The 25,676-nt window shown below is 43.5% G+C and carries 29 protein-coding genes and 5 tRNA genes; 9 read left to right on the top strand and 25 right to left on the bottom strand.

What is annotated here, in order from left to right:
• Positions 1–3: 3 nt before the first annotated feature.
• From rpoB to K7G75_RS07285, 25 genes are all read right to left on the bottom strand, one after another.
• Positions 4–3,813 (bottom strand): DNA-directed RNA polymerase subunit beta, encoded by a 3,810-nt coding sequence (rpoB, locus tag K7G75_RS07405; protein WP_222983613.1) that lies wholly within the window; start codon positions 3,811–3,813, stop codon positions 4–6.
• Between the two features lie 128 nt (positions 3,814–3,941).
• Positions 3,942–4,325: a 50S ribosomal protein L7/L12 gene (gene rplL, locus K7G75_RS07400; protein WP_222983612.1), complete on the bottom strand. Its 384-nt coding sequence runs from the start codon at positions 4,323–4,325 to the stop codon at positions 3,942–3,944.
• A gap of 53 nt (positions 4,326–4,378) precedes the next feature.
• On the bottom strand, positions 4,379–4,894 hold the full coding sequence (gene rplJ / locus K7G75_RS07395) for a 50S ribosomal protein L10 (protein WP_222983611.1): 516 nt from the start codon (positions 4,892–4,894) through the stop codon (positions 4,379–4,381).
• Between the two features lie 25 nt (positions 4,895–4,919).
• Positions 4,920–5,609: a 50S ribosomal protein L1 gene (rplA, locus tag K7G75_RS07390; RefSeq protein WP_222983610.1), complete on the bottom strand. Its 690-nt coding sequence runs from the start codon at positions 5,607–5,609 to the stop codon at positions 4,920–4,922.
• 20 nt (positions 5,610–5,629) lie between these two features.
• Positions 5,630–6,067, bottom strand: coding sequence for a 50S ribosomal protein L11 (gene rplK / locus K7G75_RS07385; protein WP_222983609.1), 438 nt, complete (start codon positions 6,065–6,067; stop codon positions 5,630–5,632).
• 110 nt (positions 6,068–6,177) lie between these two features.
• Positions 6,178–6,729, bottom strand: coding sequence for a transcription termination/antitermination protein NusG (gene nusG, locus K7G75_RS07380; RefSeq protein WP_222983608.1), 552 nt, complete (start codon positions 6,727–6,729; stop codon positions 6,178–6,180).
• A 6-nt stretch (positions 6,730–6,735) separates the two neighbouring features.
• Positions 6,736–6,924: a preprotein translocase subunit SecE gene (secE, locus tag K7G75_RS07375; protein WP_222983607.1), complete on the bottom strand. Its 189-nt coding sequence runs from the start codon at positions 6,922–6,924 to the stop codon at positions 6,736–6,738.
• 20 nt (positions 6,925–6,944) lie between these two features.
• Positions 6,945–7,017: transfer RNA gene (locus K7G75_RS07370), tRNA-Trp, on the bottom strand.
• An 80-nt stretch (positions 7,018–7,097) separates the two neighbouring features.
• The gene (gene tuf / locus K7G75_RS07365) at positions 7,098–8,285 is read right to left on the bottom strand and encodes an elongation factor Tu (protein WP_222983606.1); all 1,188 of its coding nucleotides are present in this window, start codon (positions 8,283–8,285) and stop codon (positions 7,098–7,100) included.
• 48 nt (positions 8,286–8,333) lie between these two features.
• Positions 8,334–8,405 (bottom strand) — tRNA-Thr (locus K7G75_RS07360).
• A 68-nt stretch (positions 8,406–8,473) separates the two neighbouring features.
• Positions 8,474–8,546, bottom strand: a tRNA-Gly gene (locus tag K7G75_RS07355).
• 76 nt (positions 8,547–8,622) lie between these two features.
• Positions 8,623–8,705 (bottom strand) — tRNA-Tyr (locus K7G75_RS07350).
• Positions 8,706–8,729: 24 nt separating this feature from the next.
• Positions 8,730–8,803 (bottom strand) — tRNA-Thr (locus K7G75_RS07345).
• A gap of 101 nt (positions 8,804–8,904) precedes the next feature.
• Positions 8,905–9,207: a ribosome hibernation-promoting factor, HPF/YfiA family gene (hpf, locus tag K7G75_RS07340; protein WP_222983605.1), complete on the bottom strand. Its 303-nt coding sequence runs from the start codon at positions 9,205–9,207 to the stop codon at positions 8,905–8,907.
• A gap of 62 nt (positions 9,208–9,269) precedes the next feature.
• Entirely contained in the window at positions 9,270–10,160 is an 891-nt protein-coding gene (locus K7G75_RS07335; protein ID WP_222983604.1) for a tyrosine-type recombinase/integrase, read from the bottom strand.
• Positions 10,161–10,260: 100 nt separating this feature from the next.
• On the bottom strand, positions 10,261–10,455 hold the full coding sequence (gene rpsU / locus K7G75_RS07330) for a 30S ribosomal protein S21 (RefSeq protein WP_222983603.1): 195 nt from the start codon (positions 10,453–10,455) through the stop codon (positions 10,261–10,263).
• A 69-nt stretch (positions 10,456–10,524) separates the two neighbouring features.
• Entirely contained in the window at positions 10,525–11,664 is a 1,140-nt protein-coding gene (locus K7G75_RS07325) for an acyl-CoA dehydrogenase family protein (RefSeq protein ID WP_222983712.1), read from the bottom strand.
• Between the two features lie 37 nt (positions 11,665–11,701).
• Positions 11,702–12,556: a helix-hairpin-helix domain-containing protein gene (locus K7G75_RS07320; protein WP_262420281.1), complete on the bottom strand. Its 855-nt coding sequence runs from the start codon at positions 12,554–12,556 to the stop codon at positions 11,702–11,704.
• A 20-nt stretch (positions 12,557–12,576) separates the two neighbouring features.
• On the bottom strand, positions 12,577–14,199 hold the full coding sequence (locus K7G75_RS07315; protein WP_222983602.1) for an alanine/glycine:cation symporter family protein: 1,623 nt from the start codon (positions 14,197–14,199) through the stop codon (positions 12,577–12,579).
• A 247-nt stretch (positions 14,200–14,446) separates the two neighbouring features.
• Entirely contained in the window at positions 14,447–15,454 is a 1,008-nt protein-coding gene (locus tag K7G75_RS07310; protein WP_222983601.1) for a potassium channel family protein, read from the bottom strand.
• A 2-nt stretch (positions 15,455–15,456) separates the two neighbouring features.
• Complete coding sequence (locus tag K7G75_RS07305) at positions 15,457–15,684, bottom strand: PspC domain-containing protein (protein ID WP_222983600.1); 228 nt, start codon at positions 15,682–15,684, stop codon at positions 15,457–15,459.
• A gap of 8 nt (positions 15,685–15,692) precedes the next feature.
• Positions 15,693–16,973, bottom strand: coding sequence for a DUF2851 family protein (locus K7G75_RS07300; protein ID WP_222983599.1), 1,281 nt, complete (start codon positions 16,971–16,973; stop codon positions 15,693–15,695).
• A gap of 57 nt (positions 16,974–17,030) precedes the next feature.
• Positions 17,031–17,342: a rhodanese-like domain-containing protein gene (locus tag K7G75_RS07295; protein WP_222983598.1), complete on the bottom strand. Its 312-nt coding sequence runs from the start codon at positions 17,340–17,342 to the stop codon at positions 17,031–17,033.
• Between the two features lie 78 nt (positions 17,343–17,420).
• Complete coding sequence (locus K7G75_RS07290; RefSeq protein WP_222983597.1) at positions 17,421–18,035, bottom strand: thioredoxin family protein; 615 nt, start codon at positions 18,033–18,035, stop codon at positions 17,421–17,423.
• Positions 18,036–18,042: 7 nt separating this feature from the next.
• Positions 18,043–18,603, bottom strand: coding sequence for a TlpA family protein disulfide reductase (locus tag K7G75_RS07285; protein ID WP_222983596.1), 561 nt, complete (start codon positions 18,601–18,603; stop codon positions 18,043–18,045).
• A gap of 133 nt (positions 18,604–18,736) precedes the next feature.
• Here K7G75_RS07285 and K7G75_RS07280 point away from each other — a divergent pair, with 133 nt between their 5' ends.
• The 9 genes from K7G75_RS07280 (at position 18,737) to K7G75_RS07240 (ending at position 25,674) form a co-directional block, all read left to right on the top strand.
• The gene (locus tag K7G75_RS07280) at positions 18,737–19,183 is read left to right on the top strand and encodes a MarR family winged helix-turn-helix transcriptional regulator (protein WP_222983595.1); all 447 of its coding nucleotides are present in this window, start codon (positions 18,737–18,739) and stop codon (positions 19,181–19,183) included.
• A 6-nt stretch (positions 19,184–19,189) separates the two neighbouring features.
• Positions 19,190–19,822 carry an NAD(P)H-dependent oxidoreductase gene (locus tag K7G75_RS07275; RefSeq protein ID WP_222983594.1) on the top strand — a complete coding sequence of 211 codons (633 nt, stop codon included), beginning with the start codon at positions 19,190–19,192 and terminating at the stop codon, positions 19,820–19,822.
• A gap of 33 nt (positions 19,823–19,855) precedes the next feature.
• A complete protein-coding gene (locus K7G75_RS07270; RefSeq protein WP_222983593.1) occupies positions 19,856–20,431 on the top strand; it encodes a YceI family protein in 576 nt (191 codons plus the stop codon).
• A gap of 241 nt (positions 20,432–20,672) precedes the next feature.
• Positions 20,673–22,070 (top strand): anthranilate synthase component I family protein, encoded by a 1,398-nt coding sequence (locus K7G75_RS07265; RefSeq protein WP_222983592.1) that lies wholly within the window; start codon positions 20,673–20,675, stop codon positions 22,068–22,070.
• 2 nt (positions 22,071–22,072) lie between these two features.
• Positions 22,073–22,639 (top strand): anthranilate synthase component II, encoded by a 567-nt coding sequence (locus K7G75_RS07260; RefSeq protein WP_222983591.1) that lies wholly within the window; start codon positions 22,073–22,075, stop codon positions 22,637–22,639.
• Positions 22,640–22,721: 82 nt separating this feature from the next.
• Complete coding sequence (gene trpD / locus K7G75_RS07255) at positions 22,722–23,717, top strand: anthranilate phosphoribosyltransferase (protein WP_222983590.1); 996 nt, start codon at positions 22,722–22,724, stop codon at positions 23,715–23,717.
• A 44-nt stretch (positions 23,718–23,761) separates the two neighbouring features.
• Complete coding sequence (locus tag K7G75_RS07250) at positions 23,762–24,064, top strand: GIY-YIG nuclease family protein (RefSeq protein WP_222983589.1); 303 nt, start codon at positions 23,762–23,764, stop codon at positions 24,062–24,064.
• A gap of 50 nt (positions 24,065–24,114) precedes the next feature.
• Entirely contained in the window at positions 24,115–24,900 is a 786-nt protein-coding gene (gene trpC / locus K7G75_RS07245; RefSeq protein ID WP_222983588.1) for an indole-3-glycerol phosphate synthase TrpC, read from the top strand.
• 81 nt (positions 24,901–24,981) lie between these two features.
• Complete coding sequence (locus tag K7G75_RS07240; protein ID WP_222983587.1) at positions 24,982–25,674, top strand: phosphoribosylanthranilate isomerase; 693 nt, start codon at positions 24,982–24,984, stop codon at positions 25,672–25,674.
• Positions 25,675–25,676: the final 2 nt, after the last annotated feature.

Genomic DNA, 25,676 nt, shown 5'->3' with positions numbered 1-25,676 from the left:
ATTCTACTCCTCCAATCTGATATCCAAGCCCAAGCCTTTGAGCTCGTGCATCAATACGTTGAAAGATTCTGGTAATCCAGGTTCCGGCATGGTCTCGCCCTTCACAATGGATTCATAGGTCTTGGCCCTACCGATAACATCATCGGACTTAACAGTCAATATTTCCCTAAGGGTTGATGAAGCGCCATAAGCCTCGAGAGCCCAAACTTCCATCTCTCCAAATCGCTGACCACCGAACTGGGCCTTACCACCCAAAGGTTGTTGTGTAATCAGGGAGTATGGTCCAATGGATCTTGCGTGCATCTTATCATCTACCATGTGTCCTAATTTCAGCATGTAGATAACCCCTACGGTCGCAGCTTGATCAAAACGTTGTCCCGTTCCACCATCATATAGATAGGTATGTCCAAATCGTGGAACTCCGGCCTTGTCGGTGAGTTCGTTGATTTGATCCAATGTAGCACCATCAAAAATTGGGGTTCCATATTTCTCGCCCAATTTAAGTCCGGCCCAACCCAAAACGGTTTCGTAAATCTGACCAATGTTCATCCTCGAAGGCACACCCAATGGGTTCAAAACGATATCAACAGGGGTTCCGTCCTCCAAGAACGGCATGTCTTCCTGACGAACGATCCGTGCAACAATACCTTTGTTACCGTGGCGACCGGCCATTTTATCACCCACTTTCAGCTTGCGCTTTTTGGCGATGTATACTTTGGCCAGTTTCATGATACCCGCTGGGAGTTCATCCCCTACGGAGATGGTGAACTTGTCCCTTCTAAGGTTACCTTGAATATCGTTCAACTTAATCTTATAGTTGTGCAACAAATCGGCCACCAGCGTATTGGTTGCATCATCCGTGGTCCAGCTTCCACCTACCAAATGGGCGAAATCATCGACCGCATTCAGCATTTTGATGGTGTACTTCTTTCCTTTTGGCAACACTTCCTCGCCCAAATCGTTCATGACGCCTTGTGATGTCTTTCCATTAACAAGACCGAACAGTTTATCGATCAAAACGTCTTTCAGCTGTTGGAACTTCACCTCATAATCCATTTCCAATCTTGCGATGGCTTCCTTGTCCTCGGAACGTTTTCTCTTGTCCTTGATGGAGCGTGAGAATAATTTCTTATCGATGACCACCCCGCGCAATGAAGGTGAAGCTTTCAAAGAGGCATCTTTCACGTCACCGGCCTTGTCACCAAAGATGGCACGCAACAGTTTTTCTTCCGGTGTTGGGTCTGATTCTCCTTTTGGAGTAATCTTACCAATCAGAATATCCCCAGGCTTAACCTCGGCCCCGATACGGATCATACCATACTCGTCAAGGTCTTTGGTTGCCTCTTCGGATACGTTTGGAATATCATTCGTCAACTCCTCCGCACCCAGCTTGGTATCCCTTACCTCAAGGGCATACTCATCAATGTGGATGGAAGTAAAGATGTCCTCCCGAACCGCTTTTTCAGAGATTACGATGGCATCCTCAAAGTTATATCCTTTCCAAGGCATGAAGGCTACCTTCATATTTCTACCCAAGGCCAATTCGCCTTTTTCGGTGGCATAGCCTTCGCAAAGTACCTGACCTTTTTTCACCTTGTCGCCTTTTCTAACGATTGGTTTTAGGTTGATGCTGGTCCCTTGGTTGGTCTTTCTGAATTTTACGAGTTCGTATGTTTTGGAGTCTTCTTCAAAACTTACCAGACGTTCCTCCTCGGTTCTGCTATATTTGATGGTAATCTTGTGTGCATCCACATATTCAACGACACCATCTCCCTCAGCATTGATCAATACACGCGAATCGGTAGCCACTTGTCTTTCAAGACCAGTACCAACAATAGGCGATTCTGGTCGCAACAAAGGAACTGCCTGGCGCATCATGTTTGATCCCATCAACGCACGGTTCGCATCATCATGCTCCAAGAAGGGAATCAATGATGCGGAAATCGATGCAATCTGGTTGGGTGCCACATCGGTATAATTTACCTCGGATGGATCAACCACCGGGAAATCCCCCTCATCACGTGCAATAACCTTTTCACGATCTATGGTCCCATCATCCTTTAATGGGATGTTGGCCTGGGCAATCTTCATGCCTTCTTCTTCCTCGGCACTTAGATAAATATGGTTCTTTACATCCACTTTTCCACTTTCCACCTTTCGGTAGGGTGTTTCCAGGAAGCCCATGTTGTTCACCTTGGCAAATACCGAAAGTGAAGAAATCAAACCGATATTCGGTCCTTCCGGTGTTTCAATGGGACACAGTCTTCCATAGTGTGTATAGTGAACGTCACGTACCTCGAATCCGGCTCTTTCACGGGAAAGACCTCCTGGTCCAAGTGCGGACAATCTTCTTTTATGAGTAATCTCGGCCAACGGGTTGGTCTGGTCCATGAACTGGGACAACTGGTTGGTTCCGAAGAATGAGTTGATCACGGAAGACAAAGTCTTGGCATTGATCAAATCAATCGGGGTAAAGACTTCGTTGTCCCGAACGTTCATTCGCTCACGAATGGTACGGGCCATACGCGCCAAACCTACACCGAACTGTTGGGACAACTGCTCGCCTACGGTTCTTACCCGTCGGTTGGACAAGTGGTCGATGTCATCAATCTCCGCTTTGGAGTTGATCAACTCGATCAAGTATTTGATAATGGTGATGATATCTTCTTTGGTAAGGACTTCTTTGTCCATACCGATATCCAAGCCCAATTTCTTGTTCATTCGGTAACGGCCAACTTCTCCAAGGCTATATCGCTGTTCGGAGAAGAACAACTTATCGATGATTCCACGTGCGGTTTCCTCATCTGGCGGTTCGGCGTTACGTAGCTGTCTGTAGATGTGCTCTACCGCTTCCTTTTCGGAGTTGGTAGGGTCTTTTTGCAAGGTATTGTGGATAATGGCATAGTCAGACTGCGCATTGTTCTCCTTGTGAAGAAGGATGGTCTTTACATCGGCCTCAATGATCTGGTCCAAATGCTCCTTTTCCAACACGGTGTCACGATCTAGGATAATCTCGTTTCGTTCAATGGAAACTACCTCTCCTGTATCCTCATCCACGAAATCTTCGTGCCATGTGTTCAACACCCTAGCGGCCAGCTTGCGGCCCAATACCTTTTTAAGTCCCGCTTTGGAAACTTTTACTTCCTCCGAGAGGTCAAAAATTTCCAAAATATCTTTGTCGCGCTCAAATCCAATGGCACGGAAAAGGGTGGTTACAGGTAATTTTTTCTTTCTATCGATATAGGCGTACATAACGCTGTTGATATCGGTAGCAAATTCGATCCAGGAACCTTTGAAGGGGATTACCCTTGCAGAATATAGTTTTGTTCCATTGGCATGGAAGGACTGTCCAAAGAACACCCCTGGGGATCTGTGCAATTGCGAAACCACAACACGTTCCGCACCGTTGATCACAAATGTGCCGCTGGGTGTCATGTATGGGATGGTACCCAAATACACGTCTTGGACGATGGTCTCAAAATCCTCGTGCTCTGGATCGGTACAATAAAGTTTTAAACGAGCCTTGAGTGGCACGCTGTAGGTAAGTCCACGTTCTATACATTCTTGGATGGAATATCTGGGTGGATCTACGAAATAATCCAAAAACTCCAGTACAAACTGGTTTCTGGTATCGGTGATTGGAAAATTTTCCATGAAGGTGTTGTAGAGACCTTCGTTTCCTCTTTCGTCAGATTTGGTTTCAAGCTGAAAAAAGTCTTGAAAGGACTTTATCTGAATGTCCAAGAAATCCGGGTATTCCGGTATGTTCTTAGCGGATGCGAAATTTACTCTTTCAGTAGTGTTTGTGAACATCAATGGACAAATTTTGATCGTGAATATTCTATGGGTCGGTGCATGGCTTCATACACTCCTTATTAAATAGGCTAAGGCCTAACCATTTTTATGGAAAGACCTTAACCAAATTTGTATGGTAAAAGCTATTATTTAAGCTCAACTTCTGCTCCTGCTTCTTCCAATGATTTTTTGATGCCCTCTGCCTCATCTTTGGAAACACCTTCTTTAACAGCTTTAGGAGCGCTGTCAACGATGTCCTTAGCATCTTTCAATCCTAGACCGGTCAATTCCTTAACCAGTTTTACAACTGCCAATTTGGAAGCACCAGCGGCCTTAAGGATTACATCAAATTCTGATTTTTCCTCAGCGGCCTCAGCCTCTCCACCACCAGCGGCACCGCCAGCGGCAACAGCTACTGCGGCGGCTGCAGGCTCAATACCGTACTCTTCTTTCAATATGTTGGCCAATTCATTTACTTCCTTTACGGTAAGGTTAACCAACTGTTCTGCAAAATCTTTTAAATCTGCCATTTTTCTATCGTTTAATAAAAATTTTAAAATATACTTAGTTTATTGTGCGCGAATTATTTCTCAGATAAGGTCTTAAGGATACCCGCCAATTTTCCACCTCCGGACTTAAGTCCAGAAATAACGTTCTTAGCAGGGGACTGCAACAATCCAATGATGTCCCCGATGACTTCCTCTTTGGACTTGATGTTAACAAGTGCGTCGAGGTTCTCATCCCCCAAGTAGATAGCTTCTGCTATAAAAGCTCCCTTGAGTAATGGCTTATCTGATTTTTTTCTAAAGGTTTTGATAAGTTTAGCGGGTGCGTTCCCTGTTTCGGACAACATCAATGAAGTATTGCCCTTCAACACGGTGGGAAGTTCGCCGAATTCCTTATCTGAAGCTTCCATTGCTTTTGCAAGCAAGGTGTTCTTTACAACTGCAAGCTTAATGTTTGCCTTGAAGCATGCCCTTCTTAAGTTAGAAGTGGCAACGGCATCCAAACCTGATATGTCCGCCAAATAAATATTAGCGTTATCGGCCAACTGTGCAGTCAAATCTTCTATTACGATTGCTTTTTCTTCTCTTGTCATAACTAAAATATTGAACTACCAGTTATTAAACTGCTTTTGGATCTAGTTGAACACTGGGACTCATGGTGCTGGACATGTAGATGCTCTTCATATACACCCCTTTGGCAGCTGTAGGCTTCAGTTTTACCAAGGTATCTATCAATTCCTTGGCATTGCCTGCAATTTTATCTGCGGAAAAGGATGCCTTGCCTATGGCAGCATGAACGATTCCCGTTTTGTCCACTTTAAAATCTATTTTACCGGCCTTTACATCGGACACGGCCTTGGCCACGTCCATGGTAACGGTTCCCGTCTTTGGATTGGGCATCAATCCCCTTGGTCCAAGAATACGGCCCAATGGTCCTAATTTACCCATAACGCTTGGCATGGTGATGATTACATCAACATCGGTCCAACCGCCTTTTATCTTATCCAAATATTCATCCAACCCTACAAAGTCTGCACCAGCCTCTTTGGCTTCTGCTTCCTTGTCCGGGGTCACCAATGCCAAAACCTTTACGTCCTTACCTGTTCCGTGAGGAAGGGTAACAACGCCACGCACCATTTGATTTGCTTTTCGTGGATCTACGCCCAAACGAACTGCAATGTCAACGGAAGCGTCAAACTTTACATTGGTAATTTCTTTTATCAAAGCTGATGCCTCTTGCAGCGAATAGAGTTTGTTCCTATCTATCTTGGCTTGGGCTTCTTTCTGCTTTTTCGTCAATCTTGCCATTTATAAATTGCTTTAAGATTTTAAAAAGGTCTTTTACCGGATACTTTGAGACCCATGGAGCGCGCGGTACCGGCAACCATACTCATTGCAGATTCAACAGTGAACGCATTTAAGTCCACCATTTTGTCCTCCGCTATGGTCTTTACCTGATCCCAGCTCACTGAACCGTTTTTTACCCTGTTAGGTTCGCCAGATCCTTTTTTAATCTTAGCTGCTTCCATCAATTGAACTGCCGCTGGTGGTGTTTTTACGACAAACTCGAAAGATTTGTCTTTGTAAACGGTGATCACAACGGGCAATACCTTGCCTGGTTTGTCCTGCGTACGTGCATTGAACTGCTTGCAGAACTCCATGATGTTGACACCGGCAGCACCTAAGGCGGGTCCAACCGGTGGCGATGGATTCGCAGCACCTCCCCTAACTTGTAATTTAACTACCTTATCTACTTCTTTTGCCATTGTTTTTAGTTAAAATGAAAGTGTGTCAATTGGAAGCAACACAACTTTATATATGTAACAGCTCTATTATTTTTACAGATGTCAGAATTCAGACCTCTGATTTCTGATTCTTACACTTTCTCTACCTGCATATAGCTGAGTTCCAATGGCGTTTTTCTTCCGAAAATCTTTACCATTACCTCAAGCTTACGCTTTTCTTCATTGATTTTCTCCACGGTCCCGTTGAATCCGTTGAAAGGTCCATCAATAACCTTTACAGTTTCACCCAACACAAATGGAATGGCCACATTGTCTGTATTGACCGCAAGCTCATCCACTTTACCTAACATTCGGTTTACCTCGGATTTTCTCAAGGGTACTGGATCACCTCCCTTGGTCTCTCCCAAAAAGCCGATAACATTAGTGATGGATTTGATGATGTGCACCATTTCCCCTCCCAAGTTAGCCTTGATCATTATATAACCCGGGAAATACACCCGTTCCTTGCTTATCTTTTTTCCATTTCTGATCTGCACCACCTTTTCCGTGGGGACCAATACTTCCTCTAGGTAGTCTCCAAATCCATTTCGTTCCACCTCACTCTCAATGTAGCCCTTGATCTTATTCTCTTGGCCACTGACTGCCCGTACCACATACCATTTTTTCTCCAGAACCTCAGACATACCCATCTACCCTATTATTTTTTCAAAATACAGACTGATCAACTTACTGAAAAGACTGTCCACGCCCCATGTGGCCAATGCGAACAATATGGAAAATACAGCAACCACGACCATTAGGTTGGATGCACGTTCACGATCCAGCCATGTGACATTGTTTCTCAGTTCCTCAAATGATTCCTTTATGTAAGTGATCATAACGTTTCGTATTTTCTTCGCACGGGAGGAGAGACTCGAACTCCCGACACCTGGTTTTGGAGACCAGTGCTCTACCAACTGAGCTACACCCGTTTATATTTACACTGAAAGGTATTCCGTCCCGATAGCTATCGGGACGGGACACCTTGGTTCAATATTTATTGTAAAATGATTTAATCCAAAATCTCAGTGACCTGACCAGCACCTACTGTTCTACCACCTTCACGGATGGCGAAACGTAGACCCACGTTCAACGCGATTGGCTGGATCAAATCAACAGTGATGGTCAAGTTGTCACCTGGCATCACCATTTCAACACCGTCAGGAAGTACGATATTTCCTGTTACGTCAGTTGTACGAACGTAGAACTGTGGACGGTAGTTGTTATGGAATGGCGTGTGACGGCCACCTTCTTCTTTCTTAAGGATATAGACCTCCGCCTTGAACTTGGCATGTGGCTTAACGGAACCTGGCTTACAGATTACCATACCTCTTTTGATATCGGATTTTTCAATACCTCTCAAAAGGATACCTACGTTATCACCTGCTTCACCCCTGTCCAAAATTTTACGGAACATCTCAACACCAGTAATGGTAGAAGTCAATTTCTCAGCTCCCATACCAATGATCTCAACAGGATCACCAGTGTTGGCAACTCCAGTTTCGATACGGCCAGTGGCAACGGTACCACGACCAGTAATGGTGAATACATCTTCAACAGGCATCAAGAAAGGCTTGTCAACATCCCTTTGCGGAAGCTCAATCCATTCATCAACGGCATTCATCAACTCCATTACGGTGTCAACCCACTTTTGCTCTCCGTTCAATGCACCAAGCGCTGATCCGGCAATAACAGGTCCATTGTCGCCATCGTACTCATAGAAAGAAAGCAATTCCCTTACTTCCATTTCAACAAGTTCCAAAAGCTCCTCATCGTCAACCATGTCAACTTTGTTCAAGAAAACAACGATTCTTGGAATACCAACCTGACGTCCCAATAGGATGTGCTCACGAGTCTGTGGCATTGGACCATCTGTAGCAGCAACCACCAAAATGGCACCGTCCATCTGTGCGGCACCGGTAACCATGTTTTTCACATAATCCGCGTGACCTGGACAGTCAACGTGTGCATAGTGACGAGCAGCTGTTTGATACTCAACGTGTGAAGTATTGATTGTAATTCCTCTTTCCTTTTCCTCTGGTGCATTGTCAATAGAATCAAAGCTTCTTACCTCAGATAGACCTGCATTCGCCAATACAGTTGTAATAGCGGCAGTCAATGTAGTTTTACCGTGATCCACGTGTCCAATGGTACCAATATTTAAGTGCGGTTTGGAACGATTGAAAGTTTCCTTTGCCATTTTAAAATAATTTTAATCTTAGTTTATATTAGTGTACAAATCGTTTTGAGCCAATGACGGGATTTGAACCCGTGACCTCTTCCTTACCAAGGAAACGCTCTACCCCTGAGCTACACCGGCGTAAAGTGTTGAATCTACAACCTGAAACGGTCGCGACTCCTGCCTTCGCAGGAATGGCATTGTCTTAGAGCGGGAGACCGGGTTCGAACCGGCGACATTCAGCTTGGAAGGCTGACGCTCTACCAACTGAGCTACTCCCGCATTTTTTTGGGCTAAGCCCAAAGTTCTCAATATTTCAAAAAAAACATAATCCCCGTTGCGTGTGCAACTAATTGTGTGGGGAGAGCAGGATTCGAACCTGCGAAGGTGAAAACCAACAGATTTACAGTCTGTCCTCGTTGGCCGCTTGAGTATCTCCCCAGCCTTAATTTTCAGTAACTTACGAGCCGATAGAGGGACTCGAACCCACGACCTGCTGATTACAAATCAGCTGCTCTAGCCAACTGAGCTATATCGGCATTTTACCGCCTTTTGACCATAAAAAAAGCCCGTTATTTCTAACGGACTGCAAATGTATATATTTATTTTTTGAATCAAAATAAATTTTCAAAAATTTTGATCAAGCACTCTCCCTTTGTTTTTCTTTCTTTTTAACCAATTGGCGCTCCAAGGAACTGCATGCTGAATCCACTGCTTCCTCAAAGGATTTGCACTGTTTCTTCACCATAAATTTATCACGGGGCACCAAAACCATGATCTCTACAATCTTATTTTCCTTTGCATTGGTGTTGTCCACCTTCAAATAAACGTCAGCACCTATGATCTTGTCATAGAACAGTTCCAATTTATCCATCTTTTTTTGGATAAAGTCAATAAGTTTTCCATCAGCTACAAAATTGACCGATTGTGCGTTTACTTTCATAAAATACCGTTTTTTTTTGCGCTGCCCCCAAGTGACAGCTTGGTTAAACATAGAAGGAGTCTTTATTCCTTGTTCCTAGGATGGGCCTTCAAGTGCACTTTTTTCAATTCGGCAATACTGCTGTGTGTGTACACCTGGGTTGAAGCCAAGCTGGAATGACCCAGTAATTCCTTGACCGAATTCAAATCCGCACCCCTGTTCAATAAATGCGTTGCAAAGGTATGCCTTAACACATGGGGACTCCTTTTTACCTTTGGCGATACTAAACTAAAATACTTATTTATGGTGCGATAAACAAGTGTTTCATAAATTTTAGATCCTTCCTTGGTCAGGAACAAAAATCCATGATCTGAATCTATCACTGTCTGGCGGCGATGCTCCAGGTAGTTATTGAGTTTTATGATCGTGGTTGGCAACAGGGGCAGTATTCTTTCCTTGTTTCTTTTTCCCAGAACCTTAAGGGTGTTGTTCGCTCTATCAAAATCAGTCAGCTTAAGATTCACCAATTCCGTCCTGCGCATGCCAGTGGTATATAGCAGTTCTATCATCAGCTGATCGCGCTTCCCTTCAAAATCATCTGCAAAGGGTATTTCGGACAACACTTGCTCCATCTCCATTTCAGAAAATGGTACCTCAACCCTTTTTTTGGTCTTCAAGGCCCTGTGCTTTACCAAAGGTGATGCCTTGATCTGGCCAATCTTCTGCAAAAAACGATAGTATGACCGCAATGAGGATATTTTTCTGTTCACGGTTCTGTTGGTAACCTTGGAATCCACAAGGGCCACTATCCAACTTCGAATGATGCCATACTCCATTTGCTCAATGGACTCCATTTCAAACCGGGCTTTGCAAAAGCTTGAAAACTCATTGATGTCCCTTTCGTAAGCAGCAATGGTATGCTTGGAGTAATTTTTCTCGAACTTCAGGTACGATATGAAAGCGGACAGGGACACAATTCAAAATTAGCCAAATTTGATGGTCCCAAGATCATAAAAAGAAAAATCCCATCATGAAAATCACAATGGGATCAAATATGGCATAAGGTACAAGCTTTTAGATTTCTTCCTTGTCCCTCAAACTTTGTATGTACTGAGCTTTTTGAATTTCAGCTCTTCGTTCCACAGAAGGTTTGGTAAACTGCTGTTTGCTTCTCAATCGACGCATGGTGCCTGTTCTGTCAAACTTGCGCTTGAAACGTTTTAAAGCTCTATCGATGTTTTCTCCTTCTTTTACAGGTATTATTAACATGGGCAACAACCTCCTTTCTTTTAGATTTTTGGAGCGCAAATATACATTTAATAATATTTACGGTGCAAATTACTTTAAAATTTTTCTTGAGATTACCACTTTTTGAATCTCTGTGGTCCCCTCACCTATAGTACAGAGTTTGGCATCCCGGTAGAATTTCTCCACTGGAAAGTCCTTGGTATATCCATAGCCACCATGAATCTGGACGGCATCATTGGCAATTTTCACGCACACTTCGGAAGCGAACATTTTGCACATGGCACTCAATTTGGTCATGGGCCTGCCCTCGTTTTTTAGGAAGGCGGCCTTGTGCAACAACAGTTCGGACGCTTCTATCTCTGTGGCCATGTCCGCCAGTTTAAAGGATATGCCCTGGAACTCGCTTATTGGTTTCCCAAACTGCACCCTTTCCTTGGAATACTTTAGTGCAGCTTCATACGCCCCCTTGGCCACCCCAAGCGATAGTGCACCTATTGAAATCCGTCCGCCATCCAATATTTTCATCGATTGGACAAATCCATCACCAATTTCACCCAATCGGTTTTCATCGGGAATCCTGCAATCCGAAAATATCAACTCTGCCGTTTCACTGGCGCGCATGCCCAGTTTGTCCTCCTTTTTTCCACTAGTGAATCCGGGCGTGCCCTTTTCAACAGCAAAGGCCGTCATCCCATGGCTGTCGCCTTTCTCACCAGTCCGGGCTATCACTACGGCTATATCTCCACTTTTTCCGTGTGTTATGAAGTTTTTTGCGCCGTTCAAAATCCAAAAGTCCCCATCCTTTACGGCCGTTGTATTCATTCCACCCGCATCGGAACCGGTATTGTGTTCGGTAAGCCCCCAAGCTCCCAACCACTCGGCAGAGGCCAATTTTGGTATCCACCTTTGTTTTTGATCCTCATTCCCAAATGAAAGAATATGATTGGTGCAAAGGGAATTGTGTGCCGCTACGGAGAGACCTATGGCAGGGTCCACCTTGGAGATTTCTTCCAAGATGGCGATGTACTCGTGATATCCCAAGCCCGAGCCTCCAAGTTCCTCAGGGACCAAAACACCCATAAAACCAAGTTCACCGGCTTTTTTAAAAACCTCAACGGGAAAAGTCTGGGACTCGTCCCATTCCATGACATGGGGAAGAATATATTGCCTGGCAAACTCACGCGCGGATTCGGCAACCATTTTTTGGGTTTCCGAATAATCAAAATTCATTTTGGACAAGGTATCGGTAATCATCAACGCAATTTTTTTACAACTGCAAATATAACTTAATTCTCTCAATCCTATCAGTTGGAAAATTTGGGACCTGGCCCAATTCATCCAACGAAATAAAGCCGCCCTTACTGTCTCTGGTGACGATTATCTGCCGTGCCAATTCTTTGTTTATGTAAACCAAACGGGATAGTTGTCCCTCGGAGGCTTTGTTGATGTTTATCTTTTCAACGGTCGGGGTTTCCATCACATCAAAATGATGCAGGACACGCTGTACCACCTCTGGTTCCAATCCATAAACATCATACAATTGCTCGTTGACAATGAAACCACCTAACCTATCCCTAAATTTTACAATTCTTTGGGACAGTACCTCTCCGATACCATTTATTGTGGTCAGTTCCTCGGCCGAAACCTTATTGAGATCTTTTTTATCCACCACAATAGCTTTAGATAACGATGATTTCCCTTTTTGCCATGAACGCTGGGGGTCAGTCCATTGAGGAAACTTAAGATAGGGACGCAATTTGGAAAGCGTGGAATCGGGTACCTGGGTTATGCGCTGAAACTCTTCCACAGAGTTGACATAATTGTTCTGTTTTCTATAGGCAAGAAGCCTGTCAATTTGTTCTGTGGACATTCCCAATACATATCCCCGGTAATCGGTAAGGTAATTTGCATTGAAAGGAAAAATCTTTGTCGTATCCTTTTGAACATTATTCTTTAGGCTATCCAATTTGGCCTGCTCGAAGGTGTTCAACACCAGATTGGATTCCTTTTGATTGGGTTGGGTCTTTACATAATAGTATACCCCTTGCAGAACGACGATGATAAACAATAAAAAGAAAATCCCACTTCGTTCCTGTTTATTGAATTTGAAGTGGGATTTCAATCTGTTGAACTTTTTAAGGATTAGTTGTATACCTTATTAATGGCTTTGGTATATCTTTTAAGCTCCTCTTTAACCTTCGGGAAAAGAATCAATAATCCCACCATATTAGGAAACACGAGGGCCAAAATCATAGCGTCGGAAAATTTGATCACGGCGTCCAAAGTGGCAGCAGCACCAACAACCACAAAAACAAGGAACAATATTTTGTAAAGCATATCCGCTGTTTTTCCCCTTCCAAAAAGATACTTCCATGACTGGAGTCCATAATAAGACCAAGAAATCATGGTGGAAAATGCGAAGAGAACAATCGCAATGGTAAGCACATATCTGAATCCGGGTATAACCGAGTCATAGGCCATCGATGTCAAATCAACACCGCCTACATAAGCTCCCGATTCGTTTATCAATACAGTGCTTCCAACGGCATTTCCATAATCAAAGGCACCAGCATCCATATTGAAGAAAATAATGACCAATGCAGTCATCGTGCAGATTACCACAGTATCTATAAACGGCTCCATGAGCGCAACCAGTCCTTCTGAAGCTGCATATTTGGTCTTAACCGCAGAGTGGGCAATGGATGCGGAACCAGCTCCGGCCTCATTGGAAAACGCTGCCCTTTGGAAACCTACAATTATAACACCCAATATACCGCCCAAACCTGCCTCTGGAGTGAATGCTCCGGCAAAAATCATTGAAACGGCATCACCCAAATACTTGATATTGGCAAAAATGATCACCAACGAGGCTATTACATAGATTACCGCCATAAAAGGAACAATCTTTTCGGTAACACTTGCTATTTTCTTGATACCACCAATAATGACTATACCAACCAAAATGGAAAGAACAATACCTATGATGACACCTACGGCACCACCTTCAAGATTGAACATTGTGGACAACTGTACCGCTGCCTGATTGGACTGAAATGCATTTCCACCTCCAAAAGAGGCCCCTACACAGAGCACCGCAAATAATACGGCCAGCACCTTCCCTAAGCCTTTTAATCCTTTGGTTTCCAGTCCTTTTGAGAGATAATACATGGGACCACCATGCACCACCCCATTTTTGTCAACATCACGGTATTTCACACCCAGGGTACATTCCACAAACTTGGTGGACATTCCTATCAACCCGCACACAATCATCCAAAAAGTGGCTCCAGGTCCGCCCAAGGCAATTGCAACGGCCACACCTGCTATGTTTCCAAGACCCACGGTACCAGAAACGGCGGTGGCCAAAGCTTGAAAATGGCTTACCTCTCCTTCCTCACTCTCATCCCGTATGGTATCCGGGATGTCACCATCATCTGTCATGTGGAGCTCTACTTTTTCCAGACCATACTTTTCAACTTCCTCATATTTTCCGCGTACAACGCTAATGGCCAATGGAAACTTTAAAATGTTTGGAAACTTAAAATAAAATGTGAAGAACGTTGCGCCGAATACCAATAGGATAAGTACAATGGGTATGTTGAACCCTCCAATGGGTATGGCTGTCAAAATGAATCCTTCCCACCATACCGCTATCGGCATAAATGCATCATTTACCCGTTCATCAAGCCCTTTTTCGGCTGCTTCTTGGGTAAAACCAATCAGTGGTAAAAACAAGGTGAAAATTAAAAGAAGTCGCTGCTTCATAATGGTTGTTTTGTTATATTATTTTTTTATAATCCCGACAATATCCTAAAAATTATTAACCCAATCAAATTGTACCTTAAAATAGACGTGGCAATAGTTTAAATGAAACTGTCCGTTTTTTGATATGAGGGCGCAAAACTAGGACTATGATTTTTTTCCAAAACTGTCTTTGCACAAATGGTCACTGAGGATGTATAAATGGATACAATTTATGTATTACCTTTTCTTGATGAGCCGATGGTGCCACCTATCCAATGTGGAACATATCGTTCAGTTTTTGTATCTGTTCCGGCCTTCCAAGGACAATTACCTTTCCTTTGGGTTCCAGCTTAAGGTCAGCTTCGGGATTGATTATATACTTCCCGTTGGGATCAATATATCCAATTATGGTACATCCTGTTTTTCTTCTTAGATCCAGATCTCTCAGTGAACTGCAATCTATTTGATCGGTAAAATCCTCTATTTCCACTTCTTCCAAATTGGTGGTATGCTCCCCCTCCATGGACAATTTATCCATAAAAGTTATCAGATCGGGCATGACCACCAAAGAGGCCATGTGGTCGCCACCAATTTTATCGGGCATAATGACCTTGTTTGCACCGGCAAATTCTAATTTCTTGAGGGAGGTAATCTGGGAAGCCCTACTGATAATAAAGAGATCTTTGTTGAGCTGACGGGCGGACAGGACTATGAAAAGGTTGGCAGCATCGTCGGGTACGGCGGTAATCAGGTACTGCGCCCGTTCAATACCGGCCTGAAGCAAGGTCTCATCTTCATTGGCATCGCCTTCAACGAACAAGATATCCTCCCCGTAGCGGTCCACAATTTCCCTATCCTTTTCAACGACTACGAACGGTTTCTTGTAGGCCATCAATTTTTCGGCGGCCTGCATGCCATTTCTGCCAAAACCACAAACCACTACGTGGTTTGAAAGACTGTCTATCTGCTTTTTCACTTTTTTCTTTTTTAAAAGTTCCAACGAATTTCTTCCCAAAATATATTCGGTGATCACGGAGATGGCAAAACCAAAGATAAAAACACTGGTTACGATTAAAAATACGGTAAAAATCTTTGCATCCGCATCCAATGGCCTCACCTCGGCAAAGCCCACAGTGGTCACCGTGATGATTGTCATGTAAATGGCCTCTATCCAGGTAAAACCGGAGATAAATTTGTATCCCAGGACCCCGAACGTGAGCACCAAGACCATCAATGATAGGGCCAACAGTATTTTGGAACGTAAAAGTCTAATCATAGTTACAGGTCAAAAACTGAAGTTCTCTTTGTGTATACCAAATCCTTGATACGCAGCCAAAAGGCGATGAACAGATATAGGGCAAAACCAAAGCCCAGGGTAACGAAGGTCAAATAGATAAAGGTAGTGCGCACCACCCTTGCCCGAATACCCAAACGTTCGGCTATGCGCCGGCAGACCTCAAAGCCCCTTTTTTGAAAGTAGTACAGCGTTTCGTAAAATAAAGCCATGGCTAAAATTATATATTTCTATTCAATAAATGTGCGCCCAAAGTACATTGCAAACATTTATTTTTTGAACAGTAGTTATTGTACAGTTGCACTTGGGACTGACTCTCGAGTGCGTTCTTTGCCGTGGCTCCCAAATTTTTAAATCCATTCACAATGGAGTTCCGTTCTGCCTCCAGTTCCTCAATCCAATCGATAAGCTGATCGCTCTGGGGTCTTCCCAAATGGTTGTTGTAACAAAACCGCAGTGGGATCAAAGTATTTATGATCAATAGATCTTTAAACGCTTTCGAAACTTTTTTCACGCTCCTGCGAGAGGTTTTACCAAAGGTGTAATGGTTTTGCCAATAGTTTGTGGTCGATTGATCCAACAAAGCATCAAGGGCATCAAGATCCTTTAGTTCCATCAGCGCTGCAAATAGCCCGTCTTGTTTATGATAAAGATTCGCCAATTGCGACATGCGAATGGTTGGAAAGCCCGAGGGGCGCAGGCCATAGAATTTGGGAACCTCCATGGCAGTGGACAAATCAAACTTTTGTGATAGATATTTATATTCTTTTTTCAACATTAAATAATAGGAATCTGTGCAGTCTAAATCCGGCAATAGTCCAAAATAGCCAAATAAGAGGCTTTCCAACATGTTAAGGTCATTTCGGGTCTTTCTGATAATGGAGAAATCAAGCTGCATGGCCCTGGACATGAAAAATTCCCCATTTATGGTAGATCCAAAATTCTTGAGCAGCATGGCAAACAAGACGGCCTCCCAATCCTTATTGGTCCTTTTCAAATGGTCTTGAATTACGAGGGATTTCTTTTCCAATCGTTCCACATACAGACGATGAAACCACTGATTTACCAAAAAGGCGTCTATTTGAGAAAAATTCTTCTCACAGTTTATAAATGTGGTCCTTGGATTTTGGAGGAGTTGCTGATATTTTGTCAACGTAGATTCGGGAACATGCTGCTTCAACTCCAATGTAGGGATTGGCGAGCCATCCTTTCTGAATACGGAAACGTCATCTTCCCAAACTACGTGCAGGATGACATTGTCATAATGCGGGTCCTTTTCATGGTTATGGGCATACCAATCCGATGATCTTAAATGGATTTCAATGTTGCCCGCCCACAACTGGCCCCCAATCTCAACCTGTGCATTGAAAAAATCGGGACCGGCATAGGGGTTTGGAGTCCCCGGGGCCTTAACAAATAGGGCTTCCTTGGCAGTTGAGGTAAGTTGTCTTCCATGAAGCTTGTTTTGCCCCCAAATAAATTGGAGCAAGTCTTCCTTCATGGGACCAATATAAAAAATTGATAATCAACTTCAACGGTTACGGGCCAATTTGGAACTCTATTCCGCTATTTCACCTTCCCAGTTCATGAAGCCTCCCTCCAAATTGTAGGTGTTTTCAAAACCTATGCTGTTCATAATGGCGCAGGCCTGCCCACTGCGATTGCCAGATCTGCAATAGACGTAGTAGTTCTTGGTCTTGTCTAGCTTTTCCAAGGCGTCCAAAAACTCCTGTCCCAAATATATATCGATGTTGGTGGCACCTGGGATATAACCTTCCTCCACCTCTTCTAGGGTTCTGACATCCAAAATGAAGGAGTTGTTGTCGTTTTCCAATTGTTCCGCCCATTCTTCTTGTGACAAATCTGACATTTTCTTGAATTTTGATTCCACAAAAATAAAAATCCGGAGCATTACCTCCGGATTGTTCCCATTTATTTTTTGATGTTCCTATTTTATTCCACACCCTATGGCCCGCGTGGTCTTCACTTCAATTTCCCGACCGACCAACATGGCATCCACGGCATTTTCAACAAATCTTTCATCCACTTGGGAGGCATCTTGATAGTTATCGTCAATGGCCCCGATATACCTAACAATATTGCCCTCATCTGTCTTTTCCAACAGGTATACATGGGGCGTCTTGGTTGCTCCATACTGTGGATAGACCTTCTGGCCCTCATCAAGTAGATAGGGAAAAGTAAACCCTTTTTCGGTTGCCCTTTCCTTCATTTTTTCAAAACTGTCGCCTGGTTTGGCGGCAGGGTTATTGGGATTGACGGCAATCACGGGAACTCCCAAAGATTTGTATTTGGCATCGAGCGCTATGATCCTATCCTCATACGCCACGGCATAGGGGCAGGTATTGCAGGTAAAAATCACCAAAAAACCTTTGGCTTCTTCATAATCAGCCAGCGAAACTGTGTTCCCATCCACATTCTTTAGGGAGAAATCCGCAGCCACATCCCCGATACCATACCCTGTATCCAAGTTGAATTTTTCGGACGAGAATGCCACAAGGGCAACCAACAAAACTAGTAGTCCTATGTTTTTGATTGTTTTCATGCCTTCTTCAATTTATAAATTTTTGCAGTTCCGCATTTAGTTCGTCGTAGGTGAAGCTACGCTCGTAGAAGCTCTTTTTGTTTTTGTTATATATTAAGGTAGCGGGAATTCCCCCACCCCATTCTTCCGATATTTTTGGAATCCAATCGTTTTGCTTTGGGTCGTCCAATATGACCACCCTGGATTGTATCCCCTTGCTTTCCACATAGGGTTCCAAGCGGGTCTTCCACATGCTTGGCATATCCAGACTGACCAGGATGACCTCAACGTTATTTTCCTGTTGCTCGGCATTTATACGTTCAAAATGGGGCATTTCCTCAATACAGGGTTTGCACCAGGTGGCCCAAAAGTTGATGATGTATGTCTTGTCATCCTCACGGTTCAAGAGCGGTTCAAAACTGGTAAAATCATATACCGGAAATTTGGAGGTGCCGTCATTCAGAAGGATTGGTGCTTCCAAATGGGTGCTTTGTTCGGTGATGTCGGATTCCTTTTTGTCTGCGGTCTTGCTGTTACATCCGAATAGGAAAAGAAGCGATAGCAGCACGAATCCCGAAAAGTCTCTCATCTTGTTCCAGTTATTGGATTAAAATTAAATAATGTGCTCCCCCTCACTTTCTTTTTAACAAAAGTTTATGGCTTCCCTATGTCGCATATTAAAAAAGCAATTATATATTTGTATATACAATTATTGTTTATACATGAATGTAGAGGAAATAATCAAGACTTCAAAAAAGATGCCCATGGAATCAAGGACGCTGATTCATGTTAGTCTTGTGCACAACAAAATCTACGAAATTGTCGGCAATGCCCTTAAACCCTTTGAGGTTTCCCTGCAACAGTTCAATGTGCTGCGGATTCTCAGGGGCCAAAAGGGAAATCCGGCCAACCTCTCCACACTCAACGAACGGATGGTGACCAAGATGAGCAATACCACGCGCTTGGTGGACAAACTTTTGGCCAAGGGCTATGTGCACCGGACAATCTGTCCTTCCAATCGCAGGAAGGTGGAGATCATAATCACAGATCAGGGAAAAAAGGCCCTGATTGAGATGGACAAAGCCGTAACGCAGGCCGAAAAGGATATCGTCCAAAACTTGACCGATAAGGAACTGGAACAATTGAATCAACTATTAGATAAATTTTGAATTGTAATGAACAGTGTTTTAGAACATAGAAACTGGCGCTACGCCACAAAAAAATTCGACAGCAACAAAAAAGTGTCGGATGAAGATTTAAAAACCCTATTGGAAGCCACACGGTTGAGCGCTTCTTCCTACGGATTGCAGCCTTATCATGTGATAGTCGTATCAGATCAGGAAATCAAAGAGAAATTGAAACCTGCATCTTGGGGACAAAATCAGGTCACCGACGCTTCACATGTTCTGGTATTTGCCAACTTCACCGATTTTGGGGAAGAACTGGTGGATGACTATCTGGACAATGTGGGAACGACGAGAAAAGTTTCGGTTGATAAACTGAAAGGTTATTCCGATTTCATGAAATCCAAGCTTTTGGAACTCCCTTCGGAAACCAAGCAAAATTGGACCTCAAAACAAGCTTACATCGCCTTTAGCAACACCATGCAAGCGGCGGCTGAGCTTAAGATAGACACCTGTCCCATGGAAGGTTTCCAGGCTGAGGCATACAACGATATTTTGGGATTGAACGAAAAAAACCTAAATGCCGCCGTTGTGCTGGCTGTGGGTTACCGATCCGCTGAGGATGAGACACAGCATCTGCCCAAAGTAAGAAAATCAAAAGAAGAACTATTTACCATTATATAAATCATAAACCTTTTAAAACAAAATCACAAAATCATGAAAAAGAGAAATTTAAGTTTAGCACTTTCCCTTGTATTTGGAATTTCTGCCATGGCAAACCCTATTGACAGGGAAACCAAAGAAGTAAAGACCGAAGAGAGCACCGTAACCTGGAAAGCCTATAAGGTAACCGGCTCGCACACCGGTACCGTAAGCCTAAAGTCAGGGGCCTTGGAATTTGACGGTGACCAATTGGTAGGTGGAGAATTTGTAGTGGACATGGCCTCCATCAACACCACTGACCTGGAAGGAGATTACAAAAATAAGCTGGATGGGCACCTTAATTCTGATGATTTCTTTTCAACGGCATCCCATCCTACTTCCAAATTGGTTTTCACCAATGTTGAAGCTTCTGGAAAGAACTCTTACAAGGTAACCGGAGACCTTACCATTAAAGGGATAACCAAACCTGTGACTTTTGACGTATCCGTGTATGGAAGCAAGGCCACCGCTACATTGAAAGTGGACCGTTCCGAATATGATGTGCGATACGGCTCAGGAAGTTTCTTTGACAATCTTGGGGACAAGACCATTTATGATGAGTTCGACCTAGTTGTTGACTTGCAGATGTAATCGGCCCGAGTTTAGTGTTTGAAAATCCCGCCCTCAACATTTTGGGCGGGATTTTTAATTTTAGCACAAAACTTTGTTTGCCGGTTAAATATTCCTTTCTATATTTGGAGCAATGAAGAACAGAACAGTAAATACTTGGTGGTGGACCAACTTACGTCGAACGTCGTGAGCTAAGTCCCCATTATAACCATATAAGAGGCTTGTCATCACGACAGGCCTTTTTTAATTTATACAATTTGAGATGAGTTATACCTTAGAGACGCACTTTAAAAAAATACTGGCGGACACCATCACCCCGGTAAGTGTCTATTTGAAAATTCGGGATAAATTCCCGAATAGCATTCTTTTGGAAAGTAGCGATTACCATGCCAACGACAACAGCTTTTCGTATATCTGCTGCAATCCAATTGCGTACATCAAGATTGAAAACGACACCATTACCCAAAAATTTCCAGATGGGGCCAAAGAAGTCATGGCCATAACTCCAAAAACCGATGTTACCGAAATTATCCATGGTTTTGGACAGAAGTTTTCCGTCACAAAAAACGGCTTCAAGTTTATTTACAATGGGCTTTTTGGTTATATGGCCTACGATGCCGTTCGCTATTTTGAAGATGTGGAGATTTCCAAAAAAGAGGATTCCATCAACATTCCGGACATTTATTATGCGGTATATCAAAACATCATCGCCATCAACCACTTTAAGAACGAGGCCTATCTCTTTGCACATTGTTACAATTCTGAAAGCAATGTGGAGGAACTGGAACAGCTTTTCAACATCCGGAACTTTGCGTCCTATAATTTTTCAAAAGAAGGGGAACCGAAATCCAATTTGAAAGATGAAGAATATATGGAGCATGTGGCCTTGGCCAAAAAACATTGCCAAAGGGGCGACGTGTTCCAACTGGTCCTCTCCCGAAGGTTTTCACAAGGCTTCAAGGGTGATGAGTTCAACGTATACAGGGCATTGCGCTCCATTAATCCTTCCCCATACCTTTTCTATTTTGATTATGGGAACTTTAAAATATTCGGCAGCTCACCTGAAGCCCAATTGATCGTAAAGGATGGCAAAGCCGAGATCCATCCCATAGCCGGAACCTACAAGCGAACCGGAAACGATGAAAAAGATGCCGAATTGGCCAAAAAACTTGCTGAGGACGATAAGGAAAACAGCGAGCATGTGATGTTGGTGGATTTGGCCCGAAACGACCTCAGCCGCAATGGGAATGCGGTGAATGTGGAAACTTATAGGGAGGTACAGTATTTCTCCCATGTCATCCATTTGGTTTCCAAAGTAACCGGACAAAAGAAAAAGGACAGCACCACCATGAAAATTGTGGCGGACACCTTCCCTGCGGGAACATTGAGCGGTGCCCCTAAACACATGGCCATGCAGCTTATCGAAAAGTACGAGAAAACAAGCCGTTCCTATTATGGCGGAGCGATTGGCTTTATGGATTTCAAGGGAAATTTCAACCATGCCATCATGATCAGGACCTTTTTGAGCAAAAACCATGAACTCCATTATCAAGCTGGTGCGGGATTGGTCGCCGCTTCGAGCCCGGAGGATGAATTACAGGAAACCTACAACAAATTGGGCGCATTGAACAAAGCCTTGGAAATTGCCGAAACAATATAGCCATGGGAAGAAGGATATTAATGATCGACAATTATGATAGCTTCACCTACAATTTGGTGCACTATCTGGAAGATTTGGATTGCGAGGTCACGGTAAAACGAAACGACCAATTGACTCTGGACGATGTGGAACCTTTTAACGAGATAGTACTATCACCTGGGCCCGGCATTCCAGATGAAGCGGGACTGCTCAAGGAAATCATCAAGAAATATGCTCCCACCAAACGGATACTTGGGGTCTGCTTGGGGCAACAGGCCATTGGGGAGGTCTTTGGCGGAAGCCTGGTCAACCTGGACCAAGTCTATCACGGTGTGGCAACAACCATTACCATTACCCAGGATGATACTATTTATAAAGGACTGCCCAAGAAACTTCAAGTGGGAAGATACCATTCTTGGGTGGTGCACCAAGATCTCCCTGAAGTTTTGGAAGCCACGGCTTTGGACGAAAATGGCCAGATCATGTCGCTTAGGCACAAAACCTATGACGTGACCGCCGTTCAGTTTCACCCAGAATCCGTACTCACACCAGATGGAAAACAAATGCTAAAAAATTGGTTGGAAAAATGAATCGCGTGTCATTCCTGTGAAAATAGGAATCCATAATCAACAAAAATAGATTCCGCATCAACTGCGGAATGACAAAGAAAAAATGAAAGAGACATTAAATAAACTGATCAATCACGAAATTCTACCAAAAGAAGAGGCCAAACAGATTTTGGTGAACATTGCCAAAGGTGATTACAACACCTCCCAAATTGCGGCATTTCTTACGGTGTACATGATGCGTAGCATCACCATTGAAGAACTGGAAGGATTCCGTGACGCGCTGTTGGAACTCTGCATGGCCGTGGATTTATCCGATTACGACCCCATCGACCTCTGTGGAACGGGTGGAGATGGCAAGGACACTTTTAATATTTCCACTTTGGCATCCTTTGTAACGGCCGGAGCGGGAATAAAGGTGACCAAGCATGGTAATTATGGGGTTTCCTCCAAATGCGGTAGCAGCAACGTAATGGAATTTTTGGGCATAAGATTCAGTAACGAGGCCGATTTTTTGAAAAAATCCATTGATGAAGCGGGAATCTGTGTGCTGCATGCCCCCCTGTTCCACCCCGCCATGAAAAATGTGGGACCAATCAGAAAAGAACTGGCCGTAAAGACCTTCTTTAATATGTTGGGGCCGATGGTGAACCCTGCCTTCCCAAAAAACCAGATGGTGGGCGTGTTCAACTTGGAGTTGGCCCGAATGTACGGTTACCTCTATCAGAATACGGATAAAAAATTTACCGTACTGCATGCCTTGGATGGTTATGATGAAATTTCATTGACCGGGGATACCAAGACCATTTCCAACAATTCGGAAGGAATATTGACGCCACAAGATTTTGGAGTGGAGCGCATTTCCCAGGTCCAAATTACCGGCGGAGACGATGTTGCGGAGTCCGCCCAGATTTTCATGAGCATTCTCCAGGGAAAGGGAACCGAAGCCCAGAACAATGTGGTCTGTGCCAATGCCGGCGTGGCCATCGCAACCGCGCAAGGGATAGCCCCAAAAGCAGGTTTTGAAAAAGCCAAGGAATCTTTGTTGGCCGGAAAGGGATTGGGGGCATTGAAAAAATTGCAGGAACTGAGTAAGAACTAAGTTTATCAATTTGTCATTCCTGCGAAAGCAGGAATCCAAAAAGAATGCATAAAAACGTACACCAATATTATGTATACATCTTGGCCAATACGCGTAACGGGACTTTATATATTGGTGTGACGAATAATTTGGAACGCAGGATTTTAGAACATAAAACCGGAAATATTGAAGGATTCACCAAAAAGTATGGACTCAAATTATTGGTTTATTTTGAAACCCATCAAAATATTAGTGATGCAATTAAAAGGGAAAAACAAATCAAAAAATGGAAAAGACAATGGAAAATTGATCTGGTTGAAAAAGAAAACCCTTACTGGAATGATTTGTCCCATGATTGGTACAGTTGATGGATTCCGCATCAGGTGCGGAATGACACTAAAATGAATTAACAATACAAATGAACATACTAGATAAAATAGTGGCCGATAAACGCAAAGAGGTCGATTTGAAAAAATCACTGATTCCCGTTTCGCAATTGGAGCAATCCATGTTGATGGAATGGGCTCCCAATTCGTTGGCCACCGCACTTAGAAATAGCAAAACCGGCATTATCGCTGAGCACAAAAGGCGTTCCCCATCCAAATCTGTCATCAACCAAAACTTGAATGTACAGGATGTTGCCAAAGGCTATGAAGATGCTGGAGTTTGCGGAATATCCGTCCTTACGGATGGCAAATATTTTGGTGGCTCTTTGGATGACTTGGTGTTGGCAAGGGCTTCTGTGGACATTCCCTTGCTTCGCAAAGAATTTATTATTGACCAATACCAAATCGTAGAGGCAAAGGCCCACGGTTCCGATGTGATTCTGTTGATTGCCGCCATTTTGTCGCGAGAAGAAATCAAAACCCTTTCAGAAACCGCAAAAAGTTTGGGACTGGACGTGCTTTTGGAAGTACACAATGAAGAAGAATTACAAAAGTCCATCATGCCAAGTTTGGATATGTTGGGCGTGAACAACCGCAACCTAAAGACCTTTGAGGTGAGCCTGGAGACCAGCAAATCCCTTTCTGAACGGATTCCAGATGATTTTGTAAAAGTCTCGGAAAGCGGTATCAGTTCCACAGCGGCCATTAAAGAACTAAGGGAATATGGCTACCAAGGCTTTTTGATCGGTGAGAATTTTATGAAGACGGATAATCCTGGTCTAAGTGCAAAAGAATTTATAGATGAACTAAAAAACTAATGCCATTTCGAAATAGACGCAGTGATTGGGAAATCTCCGTTTAGATTTCTCACATCCATTCGAAATGACAAAATCAAAAAAATGAAATTGAAGATTTGTGGCATGAACCAAAACCCATCGGAGGTTGCACAACTGCAACCCGGCTATTTGGGTTTTATCTTTTGGGAACCTTCCTCACGGTATTTTGAGGGAGATATCCCCCAATTGCCAAAATCCATCAAAAAAGTGGGAGTTTTTGTGGATGCCACCGTGGAGGAAGTTTTGGAAAAAGTGGAAAACTACCATTTGGATGCCGTACAATTACACGGTTCAGAAACCCCTGAATATTGTCGTGAATTAAAGGAAAAGTTTCTGTCATTTCGAGCGCAGTCGAGAAAAAAGAAAGTTACCGCAAGTAATGAGGTCTCGACTCCGCTCAACCTGACAACATTGGAAATCATCAAAGTCTTCCCCATCAAGGATGTTTTTGATTTTTCAGTTTTGAAAGATTATGAGAATGTCTGCAATTATTACCTTTTCGACACCAAAGGAAAACTTCCGGGGGGCAATGGCTACACTTTTGATTGGACCATTTTGGAAAAATACCCATCCACCAAACCCTTCTTTTTGAGTGGTGGCATTGGGCTGGAATCTGTCGATAAATTAAAAGAATTCCTAAAAAGTCCGGTATCAAAATACTGTTATGCCATCGATGTCAACAGTAGATTTGAGACCAAGCCTGGCCTTAAAAACATAGAACAGTTAAAAAAATTCAAAAACACCTTACAGAACTGATT

It is taken from the genome of Flagellimonas meishanensis (assembly GCF_019880545.1).
GTDB lineage: Bacteria > Bacteroidota > Bacteroidia > Flavobacteriales > Flavobacteriaceae > Flagellimonas > Flagellimonas meishanensis.
Note: the sequence above shows the minus strand (reverse complement) of the source record. Positions and strands in the feature narration are given on the sequence as shown.

Excerpts from the sequence above, each read along its gene's own strand:
- rpoB (WP_222983613.1), bottom strand. The coding sequence starts at position 3,813 with ATGTTCACAAACACTACTGAAAGAGTAAATTTCGCATCCGCTAAGAAC.
- rplL (WP_222983612.1), bottom strand. The coding sequence starts at position 4,325 with ATGGCAGATTTAAAAGATTTTGCAGAACAGTTGGTTAACCTTACCGTA.
- rplJ (WP_222983611.1), bottom strand. The coding sequence starts at position 4,894 with ATGACAAGAGAAGAAAAAGCAATCGTAATAGAAGATTTGACTGCACAG.
- rplA (WP_222983610.1), bottom strand. The coding sequence starts at position 5,609 with ATGGCAAGATTGACGAAAAAGCAGAAAGAAGCCCAAGCCAAGATAGAT.
- rplK (WP_222983609.1), bottom strand. The coding sequence starts at position 6,067 with ATGGCAAAAGAAGTAGATAAGGTAGTTAAATTACAAGTTAGGGGAGGT.
- nusG (WP_222983608.1), bottom strand. The coding sequence starts at position 6,729 with ATGTCTGAGGTTCTGGAGAAAAAATGGTATGTGGTACGGGCAGTCAGT.
- secE (WP_222983607.1), bottom strand. The coding sequence starts at position 6,924 with ATGATCACTTACATAAAGGAATCATTTGAGGAACTGAGAAACAATGTC.
- tuf (WP_222983606.1), bottom strand. The coding sequence starts at position 8,285 with ATGGCAAAGGAAACTTTCAATCGTTCCAAACCGCACTTAAATATTGGT.
- hpf (WP_222983605.1), bottom strand. The coding sequence starts at position 9,207 with ATGAAAGTAAACGCACAATCGGTCAATTTTGTAGCTGATGGAAAACTT.
- rpsU (WP_222983603.1), bottom strand. The coding sequence starts at position 10,455 with ATGTTAATAATACCTGTAAAAGAAGGAGAAAACATCGATAGAGCTTTA.
- K7G75_RS07325 (WP_222983712.1), bottom strand. The coding sequence starts at position 11,664 with ATGAATTTTGATTATTCGGAAACCCAAAAAATGGTTGCCGAATCCGCG.
- K7G75_RS07315 (WP_222983602.1), bottom strand. The coding sequence starts at position 14,199 with ATGAAGCAGCGACTTCTTTTAATTTTCACCTTGTTTTTACCACTGATT.
- K7G75_RS07310 (WP_222983601.1), bottom strand. The coding sequence starts at position 15,454 with ATGATTAGACTTTTACGTTCCAAAATACTGTTGGCCCTATCATTGATG.
- K7G75_RS07305 (WP_222983600.1), bottom strand. The coding sequence starts at position 15,684 with ATGGCTTTATTTTACGAAACGCTGTACTACTTTCAAAAAAGGGGCTTT.
- K7G75_RS07300 (WP_222983599.1), bottom strand. The coding sequence starts at position 16,973 with ATGAAGGAAGACTTGCTCCAATTTATTTGGGGGCAAAACAAGCTTCAT.
- K7G75_RS07295 (WP_222983598.1), bottom strand. The coding sequence starts at position 17,342 with ATGTCAGATTTGTCACAAGAAGAATGGGCGGAACAATTGGAAAACGAC.
- K7G75_RS07290 (WP_222983597.1), bottom strand. The coding sequence starts at position 18,035 with ATGAAAACAATCAAAAACATAGGACTACTAGTTTTGTTGGTTGCCCTT.
- K7G75_RS07285 (WP_222983596.1), bottom strand. The coding sequence starts at position 18,603 with ATGAGAGACTTTTCGGGATTCGTGCTGCTATCGCTTCTTTTCCTATTC.
- K7G75_RS07280 (WP_222983595.1), top strand. The coding sequence starts at position 18,737 with ATGAATGTAGAGGAAATAATCAAGACTTCAAAAAAGATGCCCATGGAA.
- K7G75_RS07275 (WP_222983594.1), top strand. The coding sequence starts at position 19,190 with ATGAACAGTGTTTTAGAACATAGAAACTGGCGCTACGCCACAAAAAAA.
- K7G75_RS07270 (WP_222983593.1), top strand. The coding sequence starts at position 19,856 with ATGAAAAAGAGAAATTTAAGTTTAGCACTTTCCCTTGTATTTGGAATT.
- K7G75_RS07265 (WP_222983592.1), top strand. The coding sequence starts at position 20,673 with ATGAGTTATACCTTAGAGACGCACTTTAAAAAAATACTGGCGGACACC.
- K7G75_RS07260 (WP_222983591.1), top strand. The coding sequence starts at position 22,073 with ATGGGAAGAAGGATATTAATGATCGACAATTATGATAGCTTCACCTAC.
- trpD (WP_222983590.1), top strand. The coding sequence starts at position 22,722 with ATGAAAGAGACATTAAATAAACTGATCAATCACGAAATTCTACCAAAA.
- K7G75_RS07250 (WP_222983589.1), top strand. The coding sequence starts at position 23,762 with ATGCATAAAAACGTACACCAATATTATGTATACATCTTGGCCAATACG.
- trpC (WP_222983588.1), top strand. The coding sequence starts at position 24,115 with ATGAACATACTAGATAAAATAGTGGCCGATAAACGCAAAGAGGTCGAT.
- K7G75_RS07240 (WP_222983587.1), top strand. The coding sequence starts at position 24,982 with ATGAAATTGAAGATTTGTGGCATGAACCAAAACCCATCGGAGGTTGCA.